24 protein-coding genes are annotated in these 24,597 nt (G+C 69.0%); 8 read left to right on the top strand and 16 right to left on the bottom strand.

Going from position 1 to position 24,597, the window contains the following annotated elements; genetic code table 11:
- Window positions 1-4: 4 nt before the first annotated feature.
- Window positions 5-1,132 carry a M24 family metallopeptidase gene (locus tag AC5Y7V_RS17945; protein ID WP_499881358.1) on the bottom strand — a complete coding sequence of 376 codons (1,128 nt, stop codon included), beginning with the start codon at window positions 1,130-1,132 and terminating at the stop codon, window positions 5-7.
- A 36-nt stretch (window positions 1,133-1,168) separates the two neighbouring features.
- Here AC5Y7V_RS17945 and AC5Y7V_RS17940 point away from each other — a divergent pair, with 36 nt between their 5' ends.
- Entirely contained in the window at window positions 1,169-2,125 is a 957-nt protein-coding gene (locus tag AC5Y7V_RS17940) for a 5'-3' exonuclease (protein ID WP_499881357.1), read from the top strand.
- Between the two features lie 5 nt (window positions 2,126-2,130).
- On the opposite strand, the gene AC5Y7V_RS17935 is transcribed toward AC5Y7V_RS17940, so the two are convergent.
- The 11 genes from AC5Y7V_RS17935 to dop all read right to left on the bottom strand — a co-directional run bounded on the left by AC5Y7V_RS17935 (window position 2,131) and on the right by dop (window position 14,004).
- Window positions 2,131-2,919: a DUF4333 domain-containing protein gene (locus tag AC5Y7V_RS17935; protein WP_499881356.1), complete on the bottom strand. Its 789-nt coding sequence runs from the start codon at window positions 2,917-2,919 to the stop codon at window positions 2,131-2,133.
- A gap of 75 nt (window positions 2,920-2,994) precedes the next feature.
- Window positions 2,995-5,745 carry a DEAD/DEAH box helicase gene (locus AC5Y7V_RS17930; RefSeq protein ID WP_499881421.1) on the bottom strand — a complete coding sequence of 917 codons (2,751 nt, stop codon included), beginning with the start codon at window positions 5,743-5,745 and terminating at the stop codon, window positions 2,995-2,997.
- A gap of 24 nt (window positions 5,746-5,769) precedes the next feature.
- Window positions 5,770-6,738: a twin-arginine translocase subunit TatC gene (tatC, locus tag AC5Y7V_RS17925; RefSeq protein WP_499881355.1), complete on the bottom strand. Its 969-nt coding sequence runs from the start codon at window positions 6,736-6,738 to the stop codon at window positions 5,770-5,772.
- Window positions 6,739-6,787: 49 nt separating this feature from the next.
- Window positions 6,788-7,042, bottom strand: a complete 255-nt coding sequence (gene tatA / locus AC5Y7V_RS17920; protein WP_066932188.1) for a Sec-independent protein translocase subunit TatA — start codon at window positions 7,040-7,042, stop codon at window positions 6,788-6,790.
- Between the two features lie 50 nt (window positions 7,043-7,092).
- Entirely contained in the window at window positions 7,093-8,070 is a 978-nt protein-coding gene (locus AC5Y7V_RS17915; RefSeq protein WP_499881354.1) for a helix-turn-helix transcriptional regulator, read from the bottom strand.
- Window positions 8,067-9,059 carry a helix-turn-helix transcriptional regulator gene (locus AC5Y7V_RS17910; RefSeq protein WP_499881353.1) on the bottom strand — a complete coding sequence of 331 codons (993 nt, stop codon included), beginning with the start codon at window positions 9,057-9,059 and terminating at the stop codon, window positions 8,067-8,069. Before AC5Y7V_RS17910 ends, AC5Y7V_RS17915 begins: the two co-directional genes overlap by 4 nt.
- A gap of 55 nt (window positions 9,060-9,114) precedes the next feature.
- Window positions 9,115-10,473 carry a Pup--protein ligase gene (gene pafA, locus AC5Y7V_RS17905; protein ID WP_499881352.1) on the bottom strand — a complete coding sequence of 453 codons (1,359 nt, stop codon included), beginning with the start codon at window positions 10,471-10,473 and terminating at the stop codon, window positions 9,115-9,117.
- Between the two features lie 69 nt (window positions 10,474-10,542).
- Window positions 10,543-11,325, bottom strand: a complete 783-nt coding sequence (prcA, locus tag AC5Y7V_RS17900; RefSeq protein WP_499881351.1) for a proteasome subunit alpha — start codon at window positions 11,323-11,325, stop codon at window positions 10,543-10,545.
- Window positions 11,322-12,212: a proteasome subunit beta gene (prcB, locus tag AC5Y7V_RS17895; protein WP_499881350.1), complete on the bottom strand. Its 891-nt coding sequence runs from the start codon at window positions 12,210-12,212 to the stop codon at window positions 11,322-11,324. The genes prcA and prcB overlap by 4 nt, the downstream gene beginning before the upstream one ends.
- Window positions 12,209-12,403, bottom strand: a complete 195-nt coding sequence (locus AC5Y7V_RS17890; RefSeq protein WP_066932182.1) for a ubiquitin-like protein Pup — start codon at window positions 12,401-12,403, stop codon at window positions 12,209-12,211. Before AC5Y7V_RS17890 ends, prcB begins: the two co-directional genes overlap by 4 nt.
- A 92-nt stretch (window positions 12,404-12,495) precedes the next feature.
- Window positions 12,496-14,004 (bottom strand): pup deamidase/depupylase, encoded by a 1,509-nt coding sequence (gene dop, locus AC5Y7V_RS17885; RefSeq protein WP_499881349.1) that lies wholly within the window; start codon window positions 14,002-14,004, stop codon window positions 12,496-12,498.
- A 146-nt stretch (window positions 14,005-14,150) separates the two neighbouring features.
- On the opposite strand from dop, the gene AC5Y7V_RS17880 reads away from it, so the two are divergent.
- Together AC5Y7V_RS17880 and AC5Y7V_RS17875 are read left to right on the top strand one after the other, a co-directional pair.
- Window positions 14,151-15,332, top strand: coding sequence for a hypothetical protein (locus tag AC5Y7V_RS17880; RefSeq protein WP_499881348.1), 1,182 nt, complete (start codon window positions 14,151-14,153; stop codon window positions 15,330-15,332).
- A 45-nt stretch (window positions 15,333-15,377) separates the two neighbouring features.
- Window positions 15,378-15,995, top strand: a complete 618-nt coding sequence (locus AC5Y7V_RS17875) for a hypothetical protein (protein ID WP_499881420.1) — start codon at window positions 15,378-15,380, stop codon at window positions 15,993-15,995.
- Between the two features lie 27 nt (window positions 15,996-16,022).
- On the opposite strand, the gene arc is transcribed toward AC5Y7V_RS17875, so the two are convergent.
- Window positions 16,023-17,852 (bottom strand): proteasome ATPase, encoded by a 1,830-nt coding sequence (gene arc / locus AC5Y7V_RS17870; RefSeq protein WP_499881347.1) that lies wholly within the window; start codon window positions 17,850-17,852, stop codon window positions 16,023-16,025.
- Window positions 17,853-18,134: 282 nt separating this feature from the next.
- On the opposite strand from arc, the gene lppK reads away from it, so the two are divergent.
- Both lppK and AC5Y7V_RS17860 read left to right on the top strand, forming a co-directional pair.
- On the top strand, window positions 18,135-18,740 hold the full coding sequence (gene lppK / locus AC5Y7V_RS17865; RefSeq protein ID WP_499881346.1) for a lipoprotein LppK: 606 nt from the start codon (window positions 18,135-18,137) through the stop codon (window positions 18,738-18,740).
- A 2-nt stretch (window positions 18,741-18,742) separates the two neighbouring features.
- Window positions 18,743-19,045, top strand: a complete 303-nt coding sequence (locus AC5Y7V_RS17860) for a DUF503 domain-containing protein (RefSeq protein WP_499881345.1) — start codon at window positions 18,743-18,745, stop codon at window positions 19,043-19,045.
- A gap of 4 nt (window positions 19,046-19,049) precedes the next feature.
- Here AC5Y7V_RS17860 and trmI read toward each other — a convergent pair whose 3' ends face one another.
- Window positions 19,050-19,892, bottom strand: coding sequence for a tRNA (adenine(58)-N(1))-methyltransferase TrmI (trmI, locus tag AC5Y7V_RS17855; protein WP_499881344.1), 843 nt, complete (start codon window positions 19,890-19,892; stop codon window positions 19,050-19,052).
- 74 nt (window positions 19,893-19,966) lie between these two features.
- Between trmI and AC5Y7V_RS17850 the strand changes: the two genes are divergently transcribed.
- The 3 genes from AC5Y7V_RS17850 to AC5Y7V_RS17840 all read left to right on the top strand — a co-directional run bounded on the left by AC5Y7V_RS17850 (window position 19,967) and on the right by AC5Y7V_RS17840 (window position 22,618).
- On the top strand, window positions 19,967-20,845 hold the full coding sequence (locus AC5Y7V_RS17850) for a RecB family exonuclease (protein ID WP_499881343.1): 879 nt from the start codon (window positions 19,967-19,969) through the stop codon (window positions 20,843-20,845).
- 248 nt (window positions 20,846-21,093) lie between these two features.
- On the top strand, window positions 21,094-22,395 hold the full coding sequence (locus AC5Y7V_RS17845; RefSeq protein ID WP_499881342.1) for a DEAD/DEAH box helicase: 1,302 nt from the start codon (window positions 21,094-21,096) through the stop codon (window positions 22,393-22,395).
- A gap of 7 nt (window positions 22,396-22,402) precedes the next feature.
- Window positions 22,403-22,618 (top strand): hypothetical protein, encoded by a 216-nt coding sequence (locus AC5Y7V_RS17840; RefSeq protein ID WP_499881341.1) that lies wholly within the window; start codon window positions 22,403-22,405, stop codon window positions 22,616-22,618.
- Between the two features lie 10 nt (window positions 22,619-22,628).
- Here the strand turns inward: AC5Y7V_RS17840 and AC5Y7V_RS17835 are convergent, their stop codons facing one another.
- Window positions 22,629-23,999 (bottom strand): FAD-containing oxidoreductase, encoded by a 1,371-nt coding sequence (locus tag AC5Y7V_RS17835; RefSeq protein WP_499881340.1) that lies wholly within the window; start codon window positions 23,997-23,999, stop codon window positions 22,629-22,631.
- Window positions 23,996-24,505: a DUF4126 domain-containing protein gene (locus AC5Y7V_RS17830; protein ID WP_499881339.1), complete on the bottom strand. Its 510-nt coding sequence runs from the start codon at window positions 24,503-24,505 to the stop codon at window positions 23,996-23,998. The genes AC5Y7V_RS17835 and AC5Y7V_RS17830 overlap by 4 nt, the downstream gene beginning before the upstream one ends.
- Window positions 24,506-24,597: the final 92 nt, after the last annotated feature.

Raw genomic sequence — 24,597 nt, 5'->3', positions numbered from 1 at the left:
CCAGCTAGGACGCGGGCACGACGATCAGTTCGTGCGGCCGGTTGTTGACGGCCAACGCGCCGTCCTCGGTGACAACGACGATGTCCTCGATCCGGGCGCCCCACCGGCCGGGAAAGTAGATGCCGGGCTCGACGGAGAAGGCCATGCCCGCGGCCAACGGCAGGTCGTTGCCGGCGACGATGTACGGCTCCTCGTGCACCGACAGCCCGATGCCGTGCCCGGTGCGGTGCACGAAAAACTCGGCCAGCCCCGCCTCGGCCAGCACATCGCGGGCGGCGGCGTCGACCTGCTCGGCGGTGACGCCGGGGCGGATCGTGTCGAGCGCGGCGCGCTGGGCTCGTTGCAGCACCGAATACTGTTGCGCCACATCGTCACTGGGCTCGCCGATGCTGTAGGTGCGGGTCGAGTCGGAATTGTAGCCGGGCTCGTAGGCTCCCCCGATGTCGACGACGACGACGTCGCCAGCCTGCAGTTCCCGATCCGAGTAGCCGTGATGCGGGTCGGCCGCGTGCGGTCCGGAGCCGACGATGATGAACGCCACCTCCGAATGCCCTTCGGCCACAATCGCTTCGGCGATGTCGGCGGCGACGTCGGCCTCGGTGCGGCCCGGCCGCAGAAACTCCGGCACGCGGGCGTGCACCCGGTCGATGGCCGCGCCGGCCTTGCGCAGCGCGTCGACCTCGCATTCCTCCTTGACCATCCGCAGCTCGCGCAGCACGTCGGTGGCCAGCACCGGCAGCACCCCGAGCACGCCGGCCAGCGGCAACACGTGCAGCGCGGGCATGGAATCTGTGACGGCGGTCGAGGCGGGCCCGCCGCCCAGCGCCTCGCTCACCAACCGGTACGGGTCCTCGCCGTCGACCCAATCCCGCACCGCCAGGCCCAGTTCCGCGATCGCCGACTCCTTGAGGGACGCCAGCTCCAGCCGGGGCACCACAATCGAGGCGTCCCCGCCGGCCGGCACCACCAGCGCGGTGAGCCGCTCGAGGGTCTGTGCCCGCGAGCCGACGAGGTAGCGCAGGTCGTAGCCGGGGGTGATCACCAAGCCGGTCAGGCCGGCGTCGGCGGTCGCCGCGGCGGCCGCGGCCAGCCGGCGCGCGTATACCCCCGCGTCGAATCGGTGAGAGTCCATGGCAGCCAGGTTAACGGCGCTGGCAGGATAGCCGGCATGCCTGCACCCGTCCTACTCCTCGACGGCGCCAGCATGTGGTTCCGCTCGTACTTCGGGGTGCCGTCGTCGGTCACCGCGCCCGACGGCCGGCCCGTCAACGCCGTGCGCGGCTTCCTCGACGCGATGGCCGTCGTGATCGGCCAGCAGCGGCCGGGCCGGCTGGCGGTGTGCCTGGACCTGGATTGGCGGCCGCAATTCCGGGTGGACCTGATCCCGTCCTACAAGGCGCACCGCGTCGCCGAGCCCGAGCCGCCAGGCCAGCCGGACATCGAGGAAGTGCCCGACGACCTGACCCCGCAGGTCGACATGATCATGGAGCTGCTGGACGCGTTCGGGATCCCGACGGCGGGCGCGGAGGGTTTCGAGGCCGACGACGTGCTGGGCACGCTGGCGGCGCGGGAACGCACCGACCCGGTCGTCGTGGTCAGCGGCGACCGCGACCTGATGCAGGTGGTCGCCGACGACCCCGTCCCGGTCCGGGTGCTCTACCTGGGCCGCGGCCTGACCAAGGCCACGTTGTTCGGGCCGGCCGAGGTGGCCGAACACTACGGCGTGCCGCGGGACCGGGCCGGGCAGGCCTACGCCGAGCTCGCGCTGCTGCGCGGCGATCCGTCCGACGGCCTGCCCGGAGTGCCGGGCGTCGGCGAGAAGACGGCGGCCACGCTGCTGGCCCAGCACGGTTCGCTGGAAGGGATCCTGGCCGCCGCCCACGACCCAAAGTCGAAGATGGCCAAGGGTTTACGGGCGAAGCTGCTGGGCGCGACCGACTACATCGAGGCCGCCGGCAAGGTGGTGCGGGTGGCCACCGACGCGCCGGTCACGCTGTCGACGCCCACCGACGCGCTGCCGCTGGCCGCGGCCCATCCGAAACGCACCGCCAAGCTGGCGACCGAGCTGGGGGTCGGGTCGCCGGTCGCCCGGCTGCAGAAGGCGCTCGACGCGTTGCCCGGCTGACCGTCCTACTGGGGCCGGCCGACCTCGTAAGTGCCTTTGTTGTCCTGGAACGTCACCGTCACGTGCTTCTTGGCGCCGTCGATGTTGACGTCGCAGTCGAACGTGCCGCCCTTCTTGACGACGGGGTCCTGGCCGTGGTTGCAGGAGACGTCCTTGACGTTCTTGGCGCCGTAGCCGTTGGTCTCGTCGGTCAGCACCTGCTGGACACCGGCCTGCGCCTTGTTGACGTCCAGCTTGGTGGTGACGAAAAACCCGGGCTGCCAGAAGCCGAGCACCAGCACGACGGCGATCAGCAGGAAGGCGATCACGCCGACCACGCCGCCGATCAGCGCCATCGAGCGCTTCTTCGGGGGCTGTTGGTCGTAGGGGCCGTACTGCTGCGGGTATTGGCCGGGCTGACCGTACTGACCCGGCTGACCGTATTGGCCGTACTGGCCCGGCTGGGCGGGCTGGCCGGGCTGGCCGGGCTGTCCATACTGACCCGGCTGGCCATAAGGGGTGTACTGGCCGGGCTGGGCGTATTGCGGGGGCTGCTCGCCGTACTGCTGGGGCTGGCCGTAGCCGGGCTGCTGGGGGTACTGCGGGTAGGCCTGCTCGGCCGGCGGCTGCTGATATTGCGGGTACTCGGCGGGCGGCGTGTAGGCCGGGGCCTGCCAGGTCTGCTCCTGGCCCGGCTGCTGCTGCGGCGGTTGCCAGGGGGTCGGCGCGACCTGGGTGGGCTCCGAGGACTGATCGCCGCTCTGACCGGGCGGTTGCCACTGGTGACCCGGGTCCGACCCCTGCGGTCCGCTCATCGTTTCTCCTCAGTTGCCTTGTGTCTCGCGCTATTAGCGCCTGTCAGCGCCCTGTAACGGTAGCTCGGGCCCAGCCTACCCGGCGTCAACTGCAACGACGCCGCGCCGAACGTCATTGATGGCGCGCTTGGCGGCCGCGCGCAGCTCCGGATCCGGCGCGGCGTTGCGAACCTGGTCCAACAGGTCGAGGACCTGGCGGCACCACCGCACGAAGTCCCCCGCCGATAAGGGCGAGCCGGCGCCGGCCACATCGGCGACGGCCAGCGCGGCGGCCAGGTCTCCCGTTCGGGCCCACCGGTAGATGACGTTGACGAAGCCGTCGTCGGGTTCGCGGCTGGGGGCGATCCGATGCGCCTGCTCGTCGGCGCGCAGCGCCATCGACAACCTCGAGGTCTGCTGCAGCGCCTGCCGCAACCGCTGAGTGGGCACCTCGGCGGCCAACGCCGCACCTGCGCCGTCCCCGCGGGACTCGTACAGCACCGACGAGACCACCGCCGCCAACTCGGCCGGCTTCAACCCCGCCCACGCACCGGTGCGCAGGCATTCGGCGACCAAGAGGTCGCTTTCGCTGTAGATGCGGGCCAGCAGCCGCCCGTCGTCGGTGACGTGGGGATCGGTGGCCGGACCCTGGATGAAGCCGCGCTCGGTGAGCAGCCCGACGATCCGGTCGAATGTCCGGGCCAACGAGTTCGTGGCGGCGCCGACCTTTTTCTCCAGTTGTGCGTTGTCGCGTTCGACGCGCAGGTAGCGCTCGGCCTCCCGCATCCGGGGCTCGAGGTTGGGCGCGCTGTGCGTCGGATGCCGACGCAGCTCGGCCCGCAACGACGCCAGCTCCGGGTCGTGAAACTCCCCGTCCCCGTCGCCGCGACCGCCGCGGCGGGTGGCCGGAACGGCCAGCCCGGCGGCCGCCGACCGCAGCGCCGACGCCAGGTCGCGGCGCACCCGCGGCTGGCGGTGTTCGACGCGCTTGGGCAACGGCATCGAGCCGACGGGCGCCGTCGCGCCCGAATAGTCGGCCGACGAAATCCTTCCCGCCCAACGGTTTTCGGTGAGGACCAGCGGGCGCGGATCGTCGCCGTCGCGCGCGGACTCCAGCACCACCGCCAGCCCGCCGCGCCGGCCGTGGGTGATCGTGATGATGTCGCCCCGGCGCAGCGCGGCCAGCGCATCGCTGGCGGCCTGCCGCCGCTGCAGCCGCGACGCGCGGGACTGCGCGCGCTCCAGCTCGGAGATCCGCGCGCGCAGCCGCGCGTATTCGAAAATCGGCGCGTCGCGACCGCCGAGCTCGGCGGCGATCTCGTCGAGCATCCGCTCGCCGCGCTCGATGCCGCGTACCAGCCCGACGACCGAGCGGTCGGCCTGGTACTGGGCGAACGATTGCTCGAGCAACTGGTGCGCCTGCTCGGGGCCCATGTGCTGCACCAGGTTGATCGTCATGTTGTACGACGGGGCGAACGAGCTGCGCAGCGGGAAGGTTCGGGTGGAGGCCAGCCCGGCCACCGCGGACGGTTCGGTGGTTTCCTCGCTGGGATTCCACAGCACCACCGCGTGGCCCTCGACGTCGATGCCGCGCCTGCCGGCGCGCCCGGTCAGCTGCGTGTACTCCCCCGGCGTGAGCGGCACGTGCTGCTCTCCGTTGAACTTGACCAGCCGCTCGAGCACCACCGTGCGGGCGGGCATGTTGATGCCCAGCGCCAGGGTTTCGGTGGCGAACACCGCCCTGACCAGGCCCGCGGTGAACAGCTCCTCGACCGTGTGCCGGAACGCCGGCAACATCCCGGCGTGGTGGGCCGCCAACCCGCGCAGCAACCCCTCGCGCCACTCGTAATAGCCGAGCACCGCCAGGTCGGCGTCGGCGAGGTCACCGCAGCGGTGCTCGATCACCTCGGCGATCTGCGCGCGCTCCTCCTCGGTGGTCAGCCGCAGCGGCGATCGCAGGCACTGCTGCACTGCGGCGTCACAACCGGCGCGGGAGAACACGAACGTGATCACCGGCAGCAGCCCCTGCGAATCCAGGATCCCGATCACGTCCGGCCGCGGGGGCGGCCGGTAGAAACGAGGCCGGCCGGAACCGGCCCCCCTTCGCCGGGGCTGCCAGTCCGACATCCGGTCCGCCTCGCGGCGATGGGCGATGTGGCGCACCAGGTCCGGGTCCACGCGCGGCTTGGCGGCGGCGTCCGGTGCCGCGTGCGAATAGTCGAACAGGTCGAACAGCCGCTTGCCGACCAACACGTGCTGCCACAGCGGAACGGGGCGGTGCTCGTCGACGACGACGGTGGTGTCGCCGCGGACGGTCTGGATCCAGCCCCCGAACTCCTCGGCGTTGCTCACCGTCGCCGAGAGGCTGACCACGCGCACCTCGTCGGGCAGGTGCAGGATCACCTCCTCCCACACCGGACCCCGCATCCGGTCGGCCAGGAAGTGCACCTCGTCCATCACTACATAGGAAAGCCCTTGCAGCGCAGGCGAATCGGCGTAGAGCATGTTGCGCAGCACTTCGGTGGTCATCACCACGACGGGCGCGTCGCCGTTCACCGACATGTCGCCGGTCAGCAGCCCGATCCGGTCGCGGCCGTAGCGCTCGCTCAGGTCGGTGTGCTTCTGGTTGCTCAGCGCCTTGAGCGGCGTGGTGTAGAAGCACTTGCCGCCCGACGCCAGCGCCAGGTGCACGGCGAATTCGCCGACCACGGTCTTGCCGGCCCCGGTCGGCGCGCACACCAGTACGCCGTGGCCGCGTTCCAGCGCCTCGCACGCGCGCCGCTGAAAGTCGTCGAGCGTGAAGCTCAGTTCGGCGGCGAACCGCGCCAGCTCGGGAAGCTCGGTCACGCCGCTGCCATGCGACGCCGACATCTAGGTGACGTCGTCATGTTGCCCGGCCGTGAAGGACGGCTCCGGTATCGGCCCCGGTATCGGCTCGGGCGGCTCGATGACCGACGCCTCGTCGTCGGGAATCGTGACCTGGGCTTGGCGCTTGGCCTTGCGCCTGTCGTGCAGGCGGGAGATCTGGATGGCGAACTCGAGCAGCACCGACAGCGCGATCCCGAGCGCCGTCATCGAAAACGGGTCGGACCCGGGCGTGAAGATGGCCGCGAAGGCGAACATGCCGAAGATCAGCCCGCGCCGCCAGGACTTGAGCCGCTCGTAGCTCAGCACGCCCACCGCGTTGAGCATGACGATCAGCAGCGGGAACTCGAAGCTGACACCGAAGACCACCAACAGGTTGATCAGGAAGCCGAAATACCGGTCCCCGGACAGGGCGGTCACCTGCACGTCGCTGCCGACGGTCAACAGGAATCCGAGCGCCTTCGACAGCACGAAGTAGGCCAGCACGGCGCCGACGACGAACAGCACGGCCGCGGGCACCACGAACCCGACCGCGAAACGGCGCTCCTTCTGGTAGAGCCCGGGCGTGATGAACGCCCACAGCTCGTAGAGCCACACCGGGCAGGCCAGCACCAGCCCGGCCGTCAGCCCCACCTTGAGGCGCAACATGAATTGGTCGAACGGGGCCGTGGCCAGCAGCCGGCACTGCCCGTCGGCGCTGATGCTCGCCCGCGCGGATTGCGGCAGCGAACAATACGGATGGCGCAGCCATTCGCCGAGGCTTTCCAGGCCGAAGAGCGAGTGCGAGTACCAGAAGAACCCGAAAATCGTGGTGATCAGGATGGCTGCCAGCGAGATCAGCAGCCGGGTGCGCAGCTCGGTCAGGTGGTCGACCAGCGACATCGTCGCGTCCGGGTTGGTGCGGCTGCGCCTGTTACGAGGGTTGAGCCGTTTCAGCAGGCCAGCGGTGCGCGCTGAAACCTTGAAACCTTTCACGGTGGTCTTTGCGGTCGGTCAGTGGCGCTCGGGCACCGCGGCGGCGCGGCTAGGCCGGGCGCGCTTCGGTGTGCCCCTGCTCGGTGGCCGCCGGCGGGTCGACCCGCTGCGACTGCACGGGCTGGGGGGTCTCGATCGAGGGAGTTTCAGACTTGCCTTCGGTCTGCATTTCCCGCATCTCGGACTTGAAAATGCGCATCGACTTGCCCAGCGAGCGCGCGGCATCGGGGAGCTTCTTGGCACCGAACAACAGGATCACTACGACAGCGAGGATCGCCCAGTGCCACGGACTAAGACTGCCCACTTTGATTACCTCCAGACGTCCACCCGATGCTACCGCAGCGACGGTCCCAGCTAGTCGGGCCGCGCCGCGACCTGGTAGGACTCCAGGGCCGCGGCCGCGGCATCCCGTACACGTCGGGCCAGCGACTCCGGTTCAAGCACCCGCACGGCCGAGCCGAAGCCCAGCACCAGGCGCGTCATCCAGTCCTCCGAGGCGTAGGTCATGACCGCCTCGCACGACCCGTCGGCCAGCTCAAGCACCTCCCGCATCGGGTAGTACTCGAACATCCACGAGGCCGCGGGCGCCACCCACAGCCGGGCCGCCGGCAGCGACGGATCGCCGTCGAACAGCGACGTGTCCGGCGGCGCGTGCAGCACCGGTTCCGGCGGGGCGGCCGGCTCGCCCAGCTCGGTGGCGTCGACGATCCGGTCGAAGCGGAACAGCCGAACCCCCTCGGCCTCCCGCGACCAGGCCTCCAAGTAGCTGTGGCCCCCGATCAGCAGCACGCGAATGGGGTCGACGACCCGGCTGGTCAGGGTGTCGTGCGAGGCGGAGTAGTAGTCGATGGCCAGCGCGCGCTTGTACTGCACCGCTGTGCGGACGGCGGCCGCGGCGCGGCTTTCGACCGGCGCCGGCTCCTCCACCGCGGCCACGGCCGCCGAGGCGTCGTGCCCGACGGCGCCCGCGGCGGCCTCGATCTTGGCGATCGCGCTGCGCGCCGCCTCCGGGTCGACCACGCCGGGGATGTCGGCCAGCGCCCGCAACGCCACCAGCAGGCCGGTGGCCTCCGGGGACGTGAGCTTGAGCGGCCGGTCGATGCCCGCGGAGAACGTCACCTCGATGGTGTCGCCGGAGAACTCGAAGTCGATGAGGTCACCCGGGAAGTAGCCGGGAAGGCCGCACATCCACAGCTGGTTGAGGTCCTCCTCCAGCTGCTTTTCCGACACCCCGAGGTCAGCGGCGGCCTTGGCCCGGGTGACCTTCGGGTTGGCCTGGAAATACGGGACCATGTTGAGCAGCCGAATTAGGCGCGTGGAAACGGGGGTCATATCCCGCGGACCTCCACATGCGCGCGCAACCGGGCCAGCACCTCGTCGCGCAGGGACTGCGGCTCGAGCAGCACGGCGTCGGCGCCATAGCCGGCGACGTCGCGCGCCAGCTGGTCGGCGGAGCCGATGCCGAGTTCGATCACCTCGCCGTCGCGGCCGGCCAGCTGTTGGGCCCCGATCGACGTCCCGGCGCGCCGCAGCGCGGTGGCCCGCCCGTCGGCGACCCACACCCGGGCCTGGCCCCCGGCCGGCCACTCGCTGACCGTCTGGGCCACGATCTTCCGCAGGTCGGCGCCGTCGGGCACGGTGACCGCGCCGGGCGGGCCGAAGGACGTGATGTCTGGCCCGATCCGGGACAGCCGGAAGGTGCGGGTGGCGTCGCGGTCGCGGTCGTGGCCGACTAGGTACCAGCGGCCCTTCTCGGTGACCACGCCCCACGGCTCGACCGTGCGCGTCGTGTAGGGCTCGGCCCGCGATGGCCGGTGCGGAAACTGCACCGCCTGCCGGGAACCGATGGCGGACAACAGGATTCCGAGCACCTCCTCCGATCCGCGCAGGCCCGGCACGCCCGCCGGCGACGCGATGGCCACCGGCGCGTCCGGGTCGACGTCCACGCCGGCGGCGCGCAGCTTGAGCAGCGCGCCCTGGGTGGCGGTGATCAGTTCGGGCGACTCCCAGAGCTGCGTGGCGACGGCCACTGCGGCCGCCTCGTCCGGGGTGAGGTCGACCGGCGCCAGCGCGTAGGCGTCGCGGTTGATCCGGTAGCCCTCGGTGGGATCCATGGCCGACACCCGGCCGACCTCCAGCGGGATGCCGAGGTCGCGCAATTCGTTCTTGTCGCGCTCGAACATCCGCGAGAACGCCTCGGCGCTGGGGCTGTCGGAATAGCCGGCGACGCTGGACCTGATCTTTTCGGCGGTGACGTAGCCGCGGGTGGACAGCAGGGCGATGACGAGATTAACCAGCCGCTCGACTTTCGAGGTCGCCATTTGTCCCAGGTTATTCGATGGGCCGCGGCGGGCGCTTCCGGCGCGCGCCGCTCGGCTACATGCTGGCGATCAGCCGCTTGACCCGCTCGTCGACCGCGCGGAACGGGTCCTTGCACAGCACGGTGCGCTGCGCCTGGTCGTTGAGCTTGAGGTGCACCCAGTCGACGGTGAAGTCGCGGCCCGCGGCCTGGGCGGCGCTGATGAACTCCCCGCGCAGCCGGGCGCGGGTGGTCTGCGGCGGGTTGTCGACCGCCTCGGCGATGTCCTCGTCGGTGGTAACGCGCGCGGCCAGCCCCTTGCGCTGCAGCAGGTCGAAGACGCCGCGACCGCGCTTGATGTCGTGGTAGGCCAGGTCCAGCTGGGCGATCTTCGGGTCGGACAGCTCCATGTTGTAGCGGTCCTGGTAGCGCTGGAACAGCTTGCGCTTGATCACCCAGTCGATCTCGGTGTCCACCTTGGCGAAGTCCTGGCTCTCGACGGCGTCCAGCTGCCGGCCCCACAGGTCGACGACCTGCTCGATCTGTGCGTTGGGCTCCCGGGTCTGCAGGTGCTCGACGGCGCGGCTGTAGTACTCGCGCTGGATGTCCAGGGCGCTGGCCTGCCGCCCGCCCGCCAGCCGCACCGGCCGCCGGCCCGTGACGTCGTGGCTGACCTCGCGGATGGCGCGGATGGGGTTGTCCAGCGAGAAGTCGCGGAACGGAACGCCGGCCTCGATCATCTCCAGCACCAGCGCCGCGGTGCCCACCTTGAGCATGGTGGTCGTCTCGCACATGTTGGAGTCGCCGACGATGACGTGCAGGCGCCGGTACTTCTCGGCGTCGGCGTGCGGCTCGTCGCGGGTGTTGATGATCGGGCGGCTGCGGGTGGTGGCCGACGAGACGCCCTCCCAGATGTGCTCGGCACGTTGGGAAAGGCAGAACGTGGCGGCCTTGGGGGTCTGCAGCACCTTGCCGGCGCCGCAGATCAGCTGCCGAGTGACCAGGAACGGCAGCAGCACGTCGGAGATCCGGGAGAACTCGCCGGCCCGCACGATCAGGTAGTTCTCGTGGCAGCCGTAGGAGTTGCCCGCGGAGTCGGTGTTGTTCTTGAACAGGTAGATGTCGCCGCCGATGCCCTCGTCGGCGAGCCGCTGCTCGGCGTCCACCAGCAGGTCTTCCAGCACCCATTCACCGGCCCGGTCGTGGGTGACCAGCTGCACCAGGCTGTCGCACTCGGCCGTGGCGTACTCGGGATGGCTGCCGACATCGAGGTAGAGGCGGGCACCGTTGCGCAAGAACACGTTGGAGCTGCGGCCCCACGACACCACCCGCCGGAACAGGTACCGGGCGACCTCGTCCGGAGACAGCCGCCGATGGCCGTGGAACGTGCAGGTGACACCGAACTCGGTCTCGATGCCCATTATTCGTCGCTGCACGTAATCGAGGGTACTGGTTGTCGCGCCGCAAAGGTGCAGAAGCCGCGCCCGGGGATGTAATCGGCGGATCTAGTCCGAGGACTCGCCCGTCGTCTCCGGCCCTTCGCCGCCCGACTTTGCGTCCTTGGATTTCGCGCCGCCCGACTTCTTCAGCAAGTTCTCCAGGGTCGGGCGATTGATCCGCCGAAACGCCCGCCGCGGCCGGTTGGCATCCAGGATGGCCACCTCGAGGCTGCTCACGTCGAGCCCGGGCTGGTCACCGTTGGATGCTTCCGCGCTGCCCGCCCGCAGCGCCGCGACCGCGATGCCCAAAGCCTCACGCAGGTGGGCGTTTTCGGCGTAAGAGTCCTTGAGCGCGGTGACGATCGGCTCGGTGGTGCCGCCCATCACCACGAAATGCGGTTCGTCGGCGATCGACCCGTCATAGGTAATGCGGTACAGCTCAGGCGATCTCGTCTCGCCGTAGTGCGCCACCTCGGCGACGCACAACTCGACCTCGTAGGGCTTGGCCTGCTCGGTGAAGATGCTGCCCAGGGTCTGCGCGTACACGTTGGCCAGCTGCCGGCCGGTGACGTCGCGGCGGTCGTAGGCATACCCGCGGGTGTCGGCGAACTGGATGCCGCCGCGGCGCAGGTTGTCGAATTCGTTGAACTTGCCCGCGGCCGCGAAGCCGACGCGGTCGTAGAGCTCGCTGATCTTCTGCAGCGAGCGCGACGGGTTCTCCGCGACGAACAGCACGCCGTCGGCGTAGGCGAGCGCCACCACGCTCTTGCCCCGGGCGATGCCTTTGCGCGCGAGCTCGCTGCGCTCGCGCATCGCCTGCTCGGGCGAGATGAAATACGGGAAGCTCACTTCTTCTTACCCCGCGGTTCGGCGTCGGGTCCGAAAGTGTCCGCCCGCGAGCGGCTTTCGATGACCTCCCGGGCCAGTGCGGCGATGCGGCTCTCCGGAACTTCGGCCGCTCCCTCGGCGCCGATGGTGACCGCCGTGGGGTAGATGCCGCGGACCAGGTCCGGGCCTCCGGTGGCCGAATCGTCGTCGGCGGCATCGTAAAGCGCCTCCACGATCACGCGCAGCGCCGAATCGACGTCGGACACTTGCGAATACAGCTTCTTCATCGACGACTTGGCGAAGATCGACCCCGATCCCACCGCCTGGTACCCCTCTTCCTCGATGTTCCAGCCGCCGGCGGCATCGAAAGACACTATGCGGCCGGCGCTTTCCTGGTCCGCCGCGTGGATGTCATACCCGGCCAGCAGCGGCAGCGCGACCAGCCCCTGCATCGCCGCGGCCAGGTTTCCGCGCACCATGATCGCGAGCCGGTTCACCTTTCCGGCAAACGTCAGCGGCACGCCCTCGAGCTTCTCGTAATGCTCGAGTTCCACGGCGTACAGCCGGGCGAACTCGACGGCGATCGCCGCGGTGCCGGCGATCCCGGTGGCGGTGTAGTCGTCGGTGATGTACACCTTCTTCACGTCGCGCCCGGCGATCATGTTGCCCTGCGTCGAGCGACGGTCACCCGCCATGACGACGCCGCCCGGGTATTTCAGCGCGACGATCGTGGTGCCATGCGGCAGCTGGTCCCCGGCGACGCCGCCTTGCGCGCCCCCGCTCAGGCTGGCCGGCAGCAACTCGGGCGCGTTGCGGCGAAGGTGGTCAGCAAACGACGACAGGTTGATAGCCGGATTCCCGGAGAGTGGGGAGTTGATGGACAGTCGATCGGCGAACGGCCAGGTCACTGTCCGCCCTTTTGGACATACGCGCGGACAAAATCTTCGGCGTTTTCCTCAAGGACGTCGTCAATCTCGTCAAGCAGGTCGTCGGTGTCTTCGGCTAGCTTTTCGCGACGCTCCTGGCCCGCGGCCGTGGCGTCGCCGAAGTCATCGTCGTCGCCGCCGCCACCACCACGCTTGGTCTGCTCCTGAGCCATCGCCGCCTCCTGCTTAGTTATCGGCCGCTCACACGCCCGTTGGTTCTCTCTACAGTACCGGTCAACACCGACATTGCCCGGTCGAAGGTCCGTCAGCTGGTCAGTTGTTCCACCAGTTCCACCGCGCTGTCCACGGAGTCCAGCAACGCCCCGACGTGGGCTTTGCTGCCGCGCAGCGGCTCCAGCGTCGGGATGCGCACCAGCGAATCGCCCCCGAGATCGAAGATCACCGAGTCCCAGCTGGCCGCGGCGATGTCGGCGCCGAACCTGCGCAGGCATTCACCGCGGAAGTAGGCGCGGGTGTCCGTCGGCGGGTTGTCGACGGCCTCGAGCACCTGGTGCTCGCTGACGAGGCGCTTCATCGAGCCGCGCGCGACCAGCCTGTTGTACAGGCCTTTGTCCAGCCGCACGTCGGAATACTGCAGGTCGACCAGGTGCAGCCGGGGCGCGGACCAGTTCAGGTTCTCGCGCTGCCGGAAGCCCTCGAGCAGCCGCAGCTTGGCCGGCCAGTCCAGCAGCTCGGCGCAGTCCATCGGGTCGCGCTCGAGCTTGTCGAGCACGTCGGCCCACGTCTCGACGACGTCGGCCGCGCGCGGGTCGGGGTCGCGGCTGTCAACCAGCTTGGCCACCCGGTCGAGGTAAATCCGTTGCAGCGCAAGGGCGGTCAGTTCGCGCCCGTCGGCCAGGGCCACCGCCACCCGCAGCGACGGATCGCGGCTGATGGCGTGGACCGCATGCACCGGGCGCGCCAACGCCAGGTCGCTCAGGTCGATCCCGTGGGCGGGGCCGTCCTCGATCAGATCGAGCACCAGCGCCGTGGTGCCGAGCTTCAAATACGTCGACGTCTCGGCCAGGTTCGCGTCGCCGATGATCACGTGCAGCCGGCGATACCGGTCGGCGTCGGCGTGCGGCTCGTCGCGCGTGTTGATGATGCCGCGCTTGAGCGTGGTCTCCAGCCCCACCTCGACCTCGATGTAGTCCGAGCGCTGGGACAGCTGGAAGCCGGGCTCGTCGCCGGCGGGCCCGATGCCGACCCGGCCCGAACCGGTGACCACCTGCCGGGACACCAGAAACGGGGTCAGGCCGGCGATGATCGCCGAGAAAGGCGTCTGCCGCGACATCAGGTAGTTCTCGTGGGAGCCGTAGGAGGCGCCCTTGCCGTCGACGTTGTTCTTGTACAGCTGCAGCTTCGCGGCCCCGGGCACGCTGGCGACGTGCCGCGCGGCGGCCTCCATCACCCGCTCACCGGCCTTGTCCCAGATCACCGCGTCCAGCGGGTCGGTGCACTCGGGTGCGGAGTATTCCGGATGCGCGTGGTCGACGTAGAGCCTCGCCCCGTTGGTCAGGATCATGTTGGCCGCGCCGACCTCGTCGGCGTCGACCACCGGCGGGGGCCCGGCCGAGCGGCTGAGGTCGAAGCCGCGGGCGTCGCGCAGCGGCGATTCCACCTCGTAGTCCCAGCGGGTGCGCTTGGCACGCTGGATGCCGGCAGCGGCCGCGTAGGCCAGGACCGCCTGCGTCGAGGTGAGGATCGGGTTGGCGGTCGGGTCCGACGGCGACGAGATGCCGTACTCGACCTCCGTTCCGATAATCCTTTGCATTACTTCAAGATAGGCCCGGTGACGATGTAGCCCCCGAGGCGGGGCCACGACGGGCCGCGCGATCCACTGCGGGCCAGCGACAATGCGGCCCGAATCGGGTGCGATAAGCGCCGTTTGGCGGCGCGATGCCACTAGGGTTTGCCCGCATGGGGCTTTCCCTTCGCCCGGCGCGCGGGACGGCGAACGCCGCGGCCGAAAGCTGGTTCCTGAACCGGGGTTTGCCGTCGGTGCTGACGAGGCGGTCGCGCTGGCGTCGGCTGTGGCCGCGGTCGGCGCCCATGCTCGCGGCCTACGCGACGCTGCAGGCCTGCGTGCTGCCCGTCTACCTCATCACCGGCGGGCGCGACGTGCACATCAACGGGGAGCCGACGACCTCCGAAGTGGTTCTCCTGACGATCATCGGGCTGGCCCTGCCGCTGATGACCATCGTGGGCTGGCTGGTGTCGCGGTCGCGCAGCGGCCGCACGCGCGCCGCCGTGTCGACCGTCGCGGTGCTGGTCGTGGCGTGCGTCGGGGCCATCGTCGGCGGGGTTGCGCAACTGGTGTCGGAAGCCGTCGTGGTGGCCGCGGTGCTGGTGCTGACCGGCTGCGGCGTCGGCTCGGTTGTCGGGTGGGCGGTGCGCATGATGCTGTCGCACCTGACGACGGTCGGCGCCCTGGCGGTCCGAGCCCTGCCCGTCGTGCTGCTGACCGCCTTGGTGTTCTTCAACACCTACGTGTGGCTCATGGCGGCGACGATCAGCGGGGAACGGCTGGGGCTGGCAATGGCGTTCCTCGTCGCCATCGCCGCGGCCTTCGTCGTCTCCGCCACCCACGATCGGGCCAGGCCGATGCTGCAGTCGACAGCGGCGCTGCCCAGGGACGCCGAAGGGCTTGCCGCCACACCCTTCGCGGCCATGCCGGATACGCCCGACTGCGCGCCGCTGAAACGATCCGAACGCCTCAACGTCGTCTTCGTCCTGGCGGCGTCGCAGCTGGCACAGATCCTGGTGGTGGCGGTGGTCACGGCCACCATCTACCTGATCCTGGGGCTGATCGTGCTCAGCCCGTCGCTGCTCAACGAATGGACCCACACCTACACCAGCACCGCGACGGTGCTGGGATTCACGCTGCCGGTGCCCGATTCGCTGATCCACATGACGTTGTTCCTCGGCGCGTTGACGTTCATGTACATCAGCGCCCGCGCGGCCGGCGACGCCGAGTACCGATCGACGTTCCTCGACCCCCTCATCGCCGACCTGCACACGACCCTGATCGCGCGCAACCGCTACCGCGGAGCAGTGGCCGCCCCGGCGTGTGAAGTTGACGCCGACCAGGGCAGTGATTAATTTCACAGGGTGTCTCGCCACCGCGCCGAAGAGGCCGAAGAGGAAGTGCACGAACCGGTGAGCGACCTGGCCGGGAAGCGTTACGGGGAAGTGCTTCTCGTGACTCCCGGCGAGGCCGGCCCGCAGGCTTCGGTTTACAACAGCTTCCCGCTCAACGACTGTCCCGCCGAGCTGTGGTCGGCCCTGGATCCGCACGCGATCGCCGCCGAAAACGGCGCGGCCGCCGCGCTGCTCAACGGCCCCCGCTACTGGCTGATGAACGCCATCGAAAAGGAGCGCCAAGGCCCGCAGGTGACGAAGACCTTCGGGGGCATCGAGATGATCCTGCAGGCCACCGTCCTGCTGTCCTCGATGAACCCCGCGCCCTTTTCCGTGAACAAGGTGAGCCGCCACACGGTTTTCGTTTTCAACGCCGGCGAAGAGGTCTACGAGCTCATCGATCCGCACGGGAAGCGCTGGGTCATGCAGACGTGGAGCCAGGTCACCGACCCCAACCTGAAGCGCGAAGACCTGCCCGGGTTGGCCAGCCGGCTCGAGCTGCCCGACGGGTGGAGCTATCAGGCGCGCGTGCTCACCGACGAACTGCGCGTGGACACCAGAAGCCAAGCCGCCCAGGTGTTGCAGGACAACCTGACCAACAGCTATTCGCTGGAGACCGCCTGACGGCTGCCGGCGTCGCGAACTGAGCGCCTACAGGTACTGGCCCAGGTTCGACTCGGTGTCGATGGCCCGGGACGCGCTCGACGACTTGCCCGTGACCAGCGTGCGGATGTAGACGATCCGCTCGCCCTTCTTGCCCGAAATCCGTGCCCAGTCATCGGGGTTGGTGGTGTTGGGCAGGTCCTCGTTCTCGGCGAACTCGTCGACGATCGAGTCGAGTAGGTGCTGAATGCGCAGCCCGGGTTGACCGGTCTCCAGCACCGACTTGATCGCGTTCTTCTTCGCCCGGTCGACGACGTTCTGGATCATCGCCCCGGAGTTGAAGTCCTTGAAGTACATGACCTCTTTGTCACCGTTGGCGTAGGTGACCTCCAGGAACCGGTTGTCGTCGATCTCGGCGTACATCCGCTCGACGACCTTTTCGATCATCGCCTTGATGCAGGCGGTGCGGTCGCCGTCGAACTCGGTGAGGTCGTCGGTGTGCAGGGGCAGCGACTCGATCAGGTACTTCGAGAAGATGTCTTGCGCCGCTTCGGCATCCGGGCGCTCGATCTTGATCTTCACGTCGAGGCGCCCGGGCCGCAGGATCGCGGGGTCGATCATGTCCTCGCGGTTGGAGGCGCCGATCACGATGACGTTCTCCAGCCCCTCCACGCCGTCGATCTCGGACAGCAGCTGGGGAACCACCGTCGTCTCGACGTCCGAGGAAACCCCGGTGCCGCGGGTGCGGAAGATCGAGTCCATCTCGTCGAAGAAGACGATCACCGGCGTCCCTTCCGACGCCTTCTCGCGGGCCCGCTGGAAGATCAGGCGGATGTGCCGCTCGGTCTCGCCGACGAACTTGTTGAGCAGCTCCGGGCCCTTGATGTTGAGGAAGTACGACTTCGCCTCGCGGGCGTCGTCGCCGCGCACCTCGGCCATCTTCTTGGCCAACGAGTTGGCGACCGCCTTGGCGATCAGGGTCTTACCGCAGCCGGGCGGGCCGTAGAGCAGCACACCCTTGGGCGGGCGCAGCGCGTACTCGCGGTAGAGCTCCTTGTGCAGGAACGGCAGCTCGACGGCATCGCGGATCTGCTCGATCTGACGCGTTAGCCCGCCGATGTCCTGGTAGCTGACGTCGGGCACCTCTTCCAGGACCAGGTCTTCGACCTCGGCCTTGGGGATGCGCTCGAACGCGTAGCCGGCCTTGGTGTCGACCAGCAGGGAGTCACCCGGGCGCAGCTTGCGCGGCTTGGTGTCGTCGTTGAGGGCGTCCGGAACGCCGTCCGGCAGGTCCTCGGCGACCAGCGGCTCGGCCAGCCACACGATGCGCTCCTCGTCGGCGTGGCCGACGACCAGGGCACGGTGACCGTCGTTGAGCACCTCGCGCAGGGTGGAGATCTCGCCGACGGATTCGAACGTGCCGGCCTCGACGACGGTCAGGGCCTCGTTGAGCCGGACCGTCTGGCCCTTGCGCAACGAACCGACCTCGATGTTGGGCGAGCACGTCAGGCGCATCTTGCGGCCCGAGGTGAACACGTCGACCGTGTCGTCCTCGTGCGACCCCAACAACACGCCGTAGCCGCTGGGCGGCTGACCGAGCCGGTCGACCTCTTCGCGCAGCGCCAACAGTTGCTGACGGGCCTCTTTGAGGGTTTCCATTAACTTCGAGTTACGCGCCGCGAGGGAATCGATGCGGGCCTCGAGCTGATGAACGTCGCGTGCGGATCGAGTGCCGCCGGCCGAACCAACCGCATGGTCCAGTTGCTCGCGCAGCACCGCTGCCTCACGGCGTAACTGTTCCAATTCGGCAGCATCGCCGCTGGACATGCCAGTTTCACGGGCATTGCCGAATGCTTCAGAACGCTCTGAGTCACCCATGTTGCGCTCCTTTCCCGCCCCGAAATGTGCGGTGGTACTTCAACGCTACCGGCGATTGCCGGTTGATGTGCGGAGTCAAATGCTCACGAAAAGTTAAGACTTTGGTTCCACTGGTAATCTCGGCCACGAATCTTGCCGAGCGAAAGGACGGCCGTGGCCCTAAAAGCCCTTGCCATGGGCTCCGCCGGCACCGTCTTCTTCGGCATGGCAGGCCCGGTGTGACTTCCATTGCACCCGTTGGCCCGACGGCGGGCGCGAACGCCTAGCCCCAGAACGAACCGGATGCCCCGACGGGTGTTCGTTGCGCTGAGCGCCGCGGTGGTGACGGCCGCTCTCGCCGGATGCGCGCACACCGGACCCAAGGTCGTGTCGTCCTCCTCCTCGGTGGTCCCGGTGACGTCGACCCCGCTGATCGTCGCCGCGCCCCCGACCGCTCCGCTGCCCCCACCCGATGCCCTGATCGACGTCCTGACCCGGCTCGCCGACCCTAACGTGCCGGGCGTCAACAAGGTGAACCTCGTCGAGGGCGCGACCGCCGACGGCGCGGGCACCCTGGACAAGTTCACCAACGCGCTGCGGGACAACGGCTACCTCCCGATGACCTTCACGGCGAACGACGTCGCCTGGTCGGACAAGAATCCGTCCCACGTGATGGCCACCGTCGCCGTCAAAACGGCGCAGGCGAACAACGGCAACTTCACCTTCCCGATGGAGTTCACCCCGTTCCAAGGCGGCTGGCAACTCTCCCGCCGGACCGCGGAAATGCTGCTGGCACTGGGTAACTCGGCCACCGGGACCCCGCCCGCCAACCCGCCGCCCAGCCCGGCGCCCGCCCCGGCCCCGGCTCCGCCGCCCGCTCCGCCCCCTGCAACGACGCCGCCGGGCTAGCCATGTGGATCGGCTGGCTCGAGTTCGACGTGTTGCTGGGCCCGGAGCTTGGGGTGCGATCCCTCAAACAGAAGCGGTCGGTCGTTCGTCCCGTCGTGGCGGAGCTGCAGCGCAAGTTCAGCGTGTCGGCCGCCGAGACCGGCGCGCAGGACCTGTATCGACGCGCGGGCATCGGCGTGTCCGTGGTGTCCGGCGACCGCGGCCACGTGGTCGACGTGCTGGATGCGGCCGAACGCCTGGTCGCGGCGCATCCCGAGTTCGAGCTGCTGTCGGCCCGGCGGGGCCTGCACTGCAGCGAGGACTGAGGGTCTACCCGTCGCGGCCCGGCCGCTTGCGGCCCAGCGGCGCCGGGGCGACGACGCCCGGCGCGAGCCGTCGCGTGAATATCAGGAACGCCGTGTGCCCACGCATCGAGTGCTGCGGCCGGACGGCCAGCCCGACGACGTTCCAGCCGCGTTGCAACGTCTCCCACGCCCGGGGCTCGGTCCAGCACTGGTGGGCCCGCAGCGCCTCCACCGTTCGTGACAGCTGGGTGACGGTGGCGACGTAAATCATCAACACCCCGCCGGCGATCAACAGGCGCGCCGCCGTGTCGAGCACCTCCCACGGCGCCAGCATGTCGAGCACGGCGCGGTCGAAGGAGCCGTCGGGCATTTCGGAGTCCACCAGGTCGCTGACGATCAGTTCCCAGTTGCCGGGTTCCCCGTCAAAGAACACCGATACGTTGCGGCGGGCGTGGTCGGCGTGGTCGGCGCGCTGCTCGTAGGAGACCACCCGCCCCTCGGGCCCGACGGCGCGCAGCAGCGAGCAGGTCAGCGCGCCGGATCCGGCCCCGGCCTCCAGCACCCGGGCCCCCGGGAAGATGTCGCCCTCGTGCAGGATCTGGGCGGCGTCCTTGGGGTAGATCACCTGCGGCCCGCGGGGCATCGACATCAGGTAGTCGATGAGCAGCGGGCGCAGCACCAAGTAGTCGGCGCCGTTGCTGGATTTGATCACGCTGCCCTGCTCCAGCCCGATCACGGCGTCGTGTGGGATCGACCCGCGGTGGGTGTGGAACTCCGCGCCCGGGGTGAGCGTCATCGTGTAGTGCCGCCCCTTGGCGTCGGTGAGTTGGACCCGTTCGCCAACGCTGAATGGGCCGGTCGCGGACACGCCGTCTAGCGTGCCAGCCGACGCGCCGCGGCCGGTGCTTGGGGGTTGTCGGCGCCCGGTTCTACGCTGCGGACATGACCGACCAGCCGGAGGGACGCGCCAGACCAGCTTCCAAACCCGCGCTGTCACCGTCGCGCGCGGCGGACTTCAAGCAGTGCCCGTTGCTGTATCGCTTCCGGGCGATCGACCGGCTGCCCGAGGCGCCGTCGACCGCTCAGCTGCGCGGTTCGGTGGTGCACGCCGCCCTCGAGCAGCTCTACGGCCTGCCCGCCGAGCTGCGCGGCCCCGACACCGCCACGTCGCTGGTCGAGCCCGCCTGGGACCGGGTGATCGCCGCCGAGCCCGACCTGGCCGGCGACATGGACCGCGAACAGCGAACCGAACTGCTGGCGGAGGCCCGCGCGTTGCTCACCGGCTATTACCGGCTGGAGGACCCGACGCGGTTCGACCCGCAAAGCTGCGAGGAGCGCGTCGAGGTCGAACTCGCCGACGGCACGTTGCTGCGCGGCTTCATCGACCGGATCGACGTCGCGGCCACCGGCGAGCTGCGGGTGGTGGACTACAAGACCGGCAAGGCGCCACCGGAAGCGCGGGCGCTGGCCGAGTTCAAGGCGATGTTCCAGATGAAGTTCTACGCGGTGGCGTTGCTGCGTTCCCGTGGCGTGCTCCCCACCCGGCTCCGCATCATCTACCTGGCCGACGGCCAGGTGCTGGACTACGCGCCCGAGCACGACGAGCTGCTGCGCTTCGAGAAGACGCTGATGGCGATCTGGCGCGCCATCCGGTCCGCCGCGCCGACGGGCGACTTCCGCCCCAGCCCGTCGCGATTGTGTGATTGGTGCCCGCATCAGCAGCTCTGCCCGACCTTCGGCGGAACCCCGCCGCCCTACCCGGGCTGGCCGGATGTCGTTGCGGCGCAACCCGTCTCGCATCAGACCGAACCGGCGGCATAATGCATCGGGTAACGACGAAACCGTCGAAGACGCGGATTTCGCCCCGAGTGCGGTATCCTGTCTAAAGCGTCGGCGACCCAGCAGGTGGCCGGCGAGTCGTGATCGATTCTTTGTTTTCTTTTGCTCAGATCCCTGCGGGGCACCGAGTCCAAGACGACTAGGCGCACCTGCGGAAGCTCGAGTCGCGGCGACCGATATTGCCAAACCGGCAATCTCGTCACCATCGAAGCTTTTAGGGACATTGAAATATGCTGGAAGACAAAACTTTTGCTCATCTGGGTGTGAGCCGGCCATTGGTTGACGCGCTCGCCGCCCAAGGCCTGCGCTACCCGTTTCCGATACAAGTGCAGACCTTGCCGGACACGCTTGCCGGCCGTGACGTGTTGGGTCGTGGCAAGACGGGTAGCGGCAAGACGCTCGCGTTCTCGATCCCGCTGGTCAGTCGGCTTGATGCCGGTGACCGTCAACCGGGCCGGCCCACGGGGCTGGTACTGGCACCGACCCGAGAGCTGGCGACCCAGATCGCCGCGACCATCGAGCCCCTCGCCAAGGTGCGGGGCCTGCGCGTTGCCACGATCTTCGGCGGGGTCTCGCAGAGCAGGCAGACCGCGGCGCTGAGGGCGGGTGTCGACATCGTCGTCGCGTGCCCGGGCCGCCTTGACGACCTGATGAAGCAACGCGTGATCAAACTGGACGCCGTTCAGGTCACGGTCATCGACGAGGCCGACCACATGTCCGACCTTGGCTTTCTCCCGACCGTCACCCGCATCTTGGCGGCCACCCCGGCCAAGGGCCAGCGGATGCTGTTTTCGGCCACCCTGGACGGTGCCGTCGACACCTTGGTCAAGCGATTCCTCACCGATCCGGTGACGCGGTCGGTGGTGGAAGCGACGTCGTCGGTTCCCGAGATGACGCACCACGTCTTCTGTGTCGACGGGATCGAAGCCAAGAAGGAGTTGGTGCACCGGTTGGCCGCCGGCGACTCCCGGCGAATCCTCTTCATGAGGACCAAGCATCAGGCGCGAAAGCTGGCCCGCCAGCTCACCCAATCGGGCATTGCGTCGGTCGAACTGCACGGCAACCTTTCCCAACCCGCACGCGACCGAAACCTGGCGGCGTTCGCCGCCGGCCACGCCCGGGTGCTGGTGGCGACCGACATCGCCGCGCGCGGCGTGCACGTGGACGACATCGAACTGGTGGTGCACGTGGACCCACCCGCCGAGCACAAGGCCTACCTACACAGGTCCGGCCGCACGGCCCGGGCCGGCGCCTCCGGCGACGTCGTCACCATCGTGCTGCCCGAGCAGCGCCGGGAAACCGAGTCCATGATGCGCAAGGCGGCCATTCGCGCGGTTCCGCAGAAGGTCAGCGCGGCCTCCCCCGCCATCCACGCCCTGGTGGGCGAGGTCGGGCCCCGCACGGCCGTCGCGCCCGCGGCGGCGACCCGCCAACATCGCCAGCCCATCGCGGTGCCCTCCAACCGCCCCTCCGGATCGCGTAGCAGACGCCGCCGATCTCAGCGCCCCGCAGCGACCACCCACAACCATTAGGGGAATCATGGCCGAACAGCAGATCCATCCTTCGAAGATTCGCGTCGGCGACGTCATCGGCACGGCGAAGCGCACTGATCTCCGCTATACGGTCAAGATGATCGGCGGTCCGCAGACAAGCCCACAGCGGTGGACGTTCTTCGGCCGCGACTCCCAGGGCCAGCAGCAGACGAGCTCGTTCGGCGAGGACGACGTCGTCCGCAGATACGCCAAAGCGCCGTAGGCCTGCCCGATCACTCGAGCGGCGACATCTCCTGCAGCATTGTGGGAATCAGCTCGCTGACGGTGGGGTGGATGTGCATCGTGCGCGACAGCGTCGTGTACGGCGCCTTGGCCGACATGACATCCAGAATGGCGTGAATCGCCTCGTCGCCGCCGACGCCGAGGATGGCGGCGCCCAGGATCTCGTCGGTTTCGGCGTCCACCACCACCTTCATAAAGCCTTGCGTCTCACCCTTTTCCACCGCACGGCCGACCCGCGTCATCGGCCGCTTGCCGACCAACGCCTTGCGCCCGGACGCGCGGACCTGGCTCACGCTCATCCCGGCGCGCCCGAGCGGCGGGTCGATGTAGAGCGCGTAGGTGGTGATGCGGTCGCTCACCCGGCGCGGATCGTTGTCGAGCAGGTTGGCGGCGACGATCTCGAAATCGTTGTACGAGGTGTGGGTGAACGCGCCCTTGCCGTTGCAGTCGCCCATCGCCCAGATGTGGTCGACGTTGGTCTTGAGCTGGTCGTCGACGACGATGTAGCCGCGGGCATCGGTCTGCACGCCTGCCGCCTCCAGACCCAGGTCGTCGGTGTTGGGTCGGCGCCCCACCGCCATCAGCAGATGGCTCCCGGCGATGGGCTCGGCGCCGGCTCGCGGCTTCAGTTCAAAACCATTGTTCGTCTTGGTGATTCGCACGTCATCGGCGCCGACGACGATGTCGATGCCCTCGGCCTCCAGGATCTCCCTGACCGTCGCGGAGATGTCCTCGTCCTCGCGGGACGCCAGCCGCGGGCCGCGCTCGACCACGGTCACCCGCGCCCCGAAGCGCCGGTACATCTGCGCGAACTCCAGCGCGATGTAGCTACCCCCGACGATGACGAGATGCGCTGGCAGCGTGTCGAGTTCGAGGATCGACACGTTGGTGAGGTAGTCGATGCCGGACAGTCCCGGGAGGTCGGGCACGACGGCGCGCCCGCCGACGTTGAGGAAGATCCGCTCGCCGTGCAGCAGGTTCCCGTCCACGTTGATGGTGTGCGGGTCCTCGAAGCGGGCGTGACCGCGAATGAGCGTGCAGCCCTCCATGCCCTCCAGCCAGCTTTCGACGCCCTCGCGGTCGCCGAGCATGATTTCGTCTTTGCGCGCCTTGACTTTCGCCATGTCGACGCTGACCGGACCGGTCCCCACGCCGTATTCGGCGCCCCGGCGCGCCAGGTGGGCGGCGTGCGCGCTGGCCACCAGGGTCTTGGTCGGGATGCATCCGGTGTTGACGCAGGTGCCGCCGATCAGCTTGCGCTCGATGATCGCGATGCGCTGCCCGGCCGCGGTCAGCCGGCCCGCCAGCGGAGGCCCGGCCTGCCCGGCGCCGACGATTATCGCGTCGAAGCGCTCCGTCACTTAACCGCCGTCAGGATGTATTCCGTCAGCACGTGACCCGTCACCGCGACGATGGCGAACCCGCCCAGGATGGCGACCGCGTCCTCGAGCAGCGCGATCGGCAGGTCCTTGCCGGCCACGGCGGCCAGCCGTTTGCGCGCCTGGTAGCCGCCGAACGTGCCGAGCACCGCCCCGATGATGCCCGCGCCGAGCGCGGAAAAGGTCCAGTGCGGCCACGCGCCCAGCGCGGCGCCGGCCAACCCGCCCGTGAGGATCCGCGCGGCGAAGATCGGCGGCGCCGTGCGGGCCGGCGTCTTGGGCAGCTTGTCGTTGACCAGTTCCCCGATCGCCAGAACGGTGAAAATAATGGCGGTGATGATGTTGCCCATCCACGACGCCCACGTGCCGTGCAGGTCGATCCAAGCGAGGTAGGCGCCCCAGGCGACGACGGCGGGAGCCGTCAGCGAACGTAACCCGGCGACGACGCCGATCAGTAAAGCCAGCAGCAGAATTAGCGCGTGTGTCACGAAGACCCTCCTGGGGACTAGACAGCCCGGCAACGGTGAGGGATGACGGCCCATGGGATAACGCGGGCGACAGCCCTACGCCGGACGCTAAC

It is taken from the genome of Mycobacterium sp. NGS34 (assembly GCF_059812845.1).
Note: the sequence above shows the minus strand (reverse complement) of the source record. Positions and strands in the feature narration are given on the sequence as shown.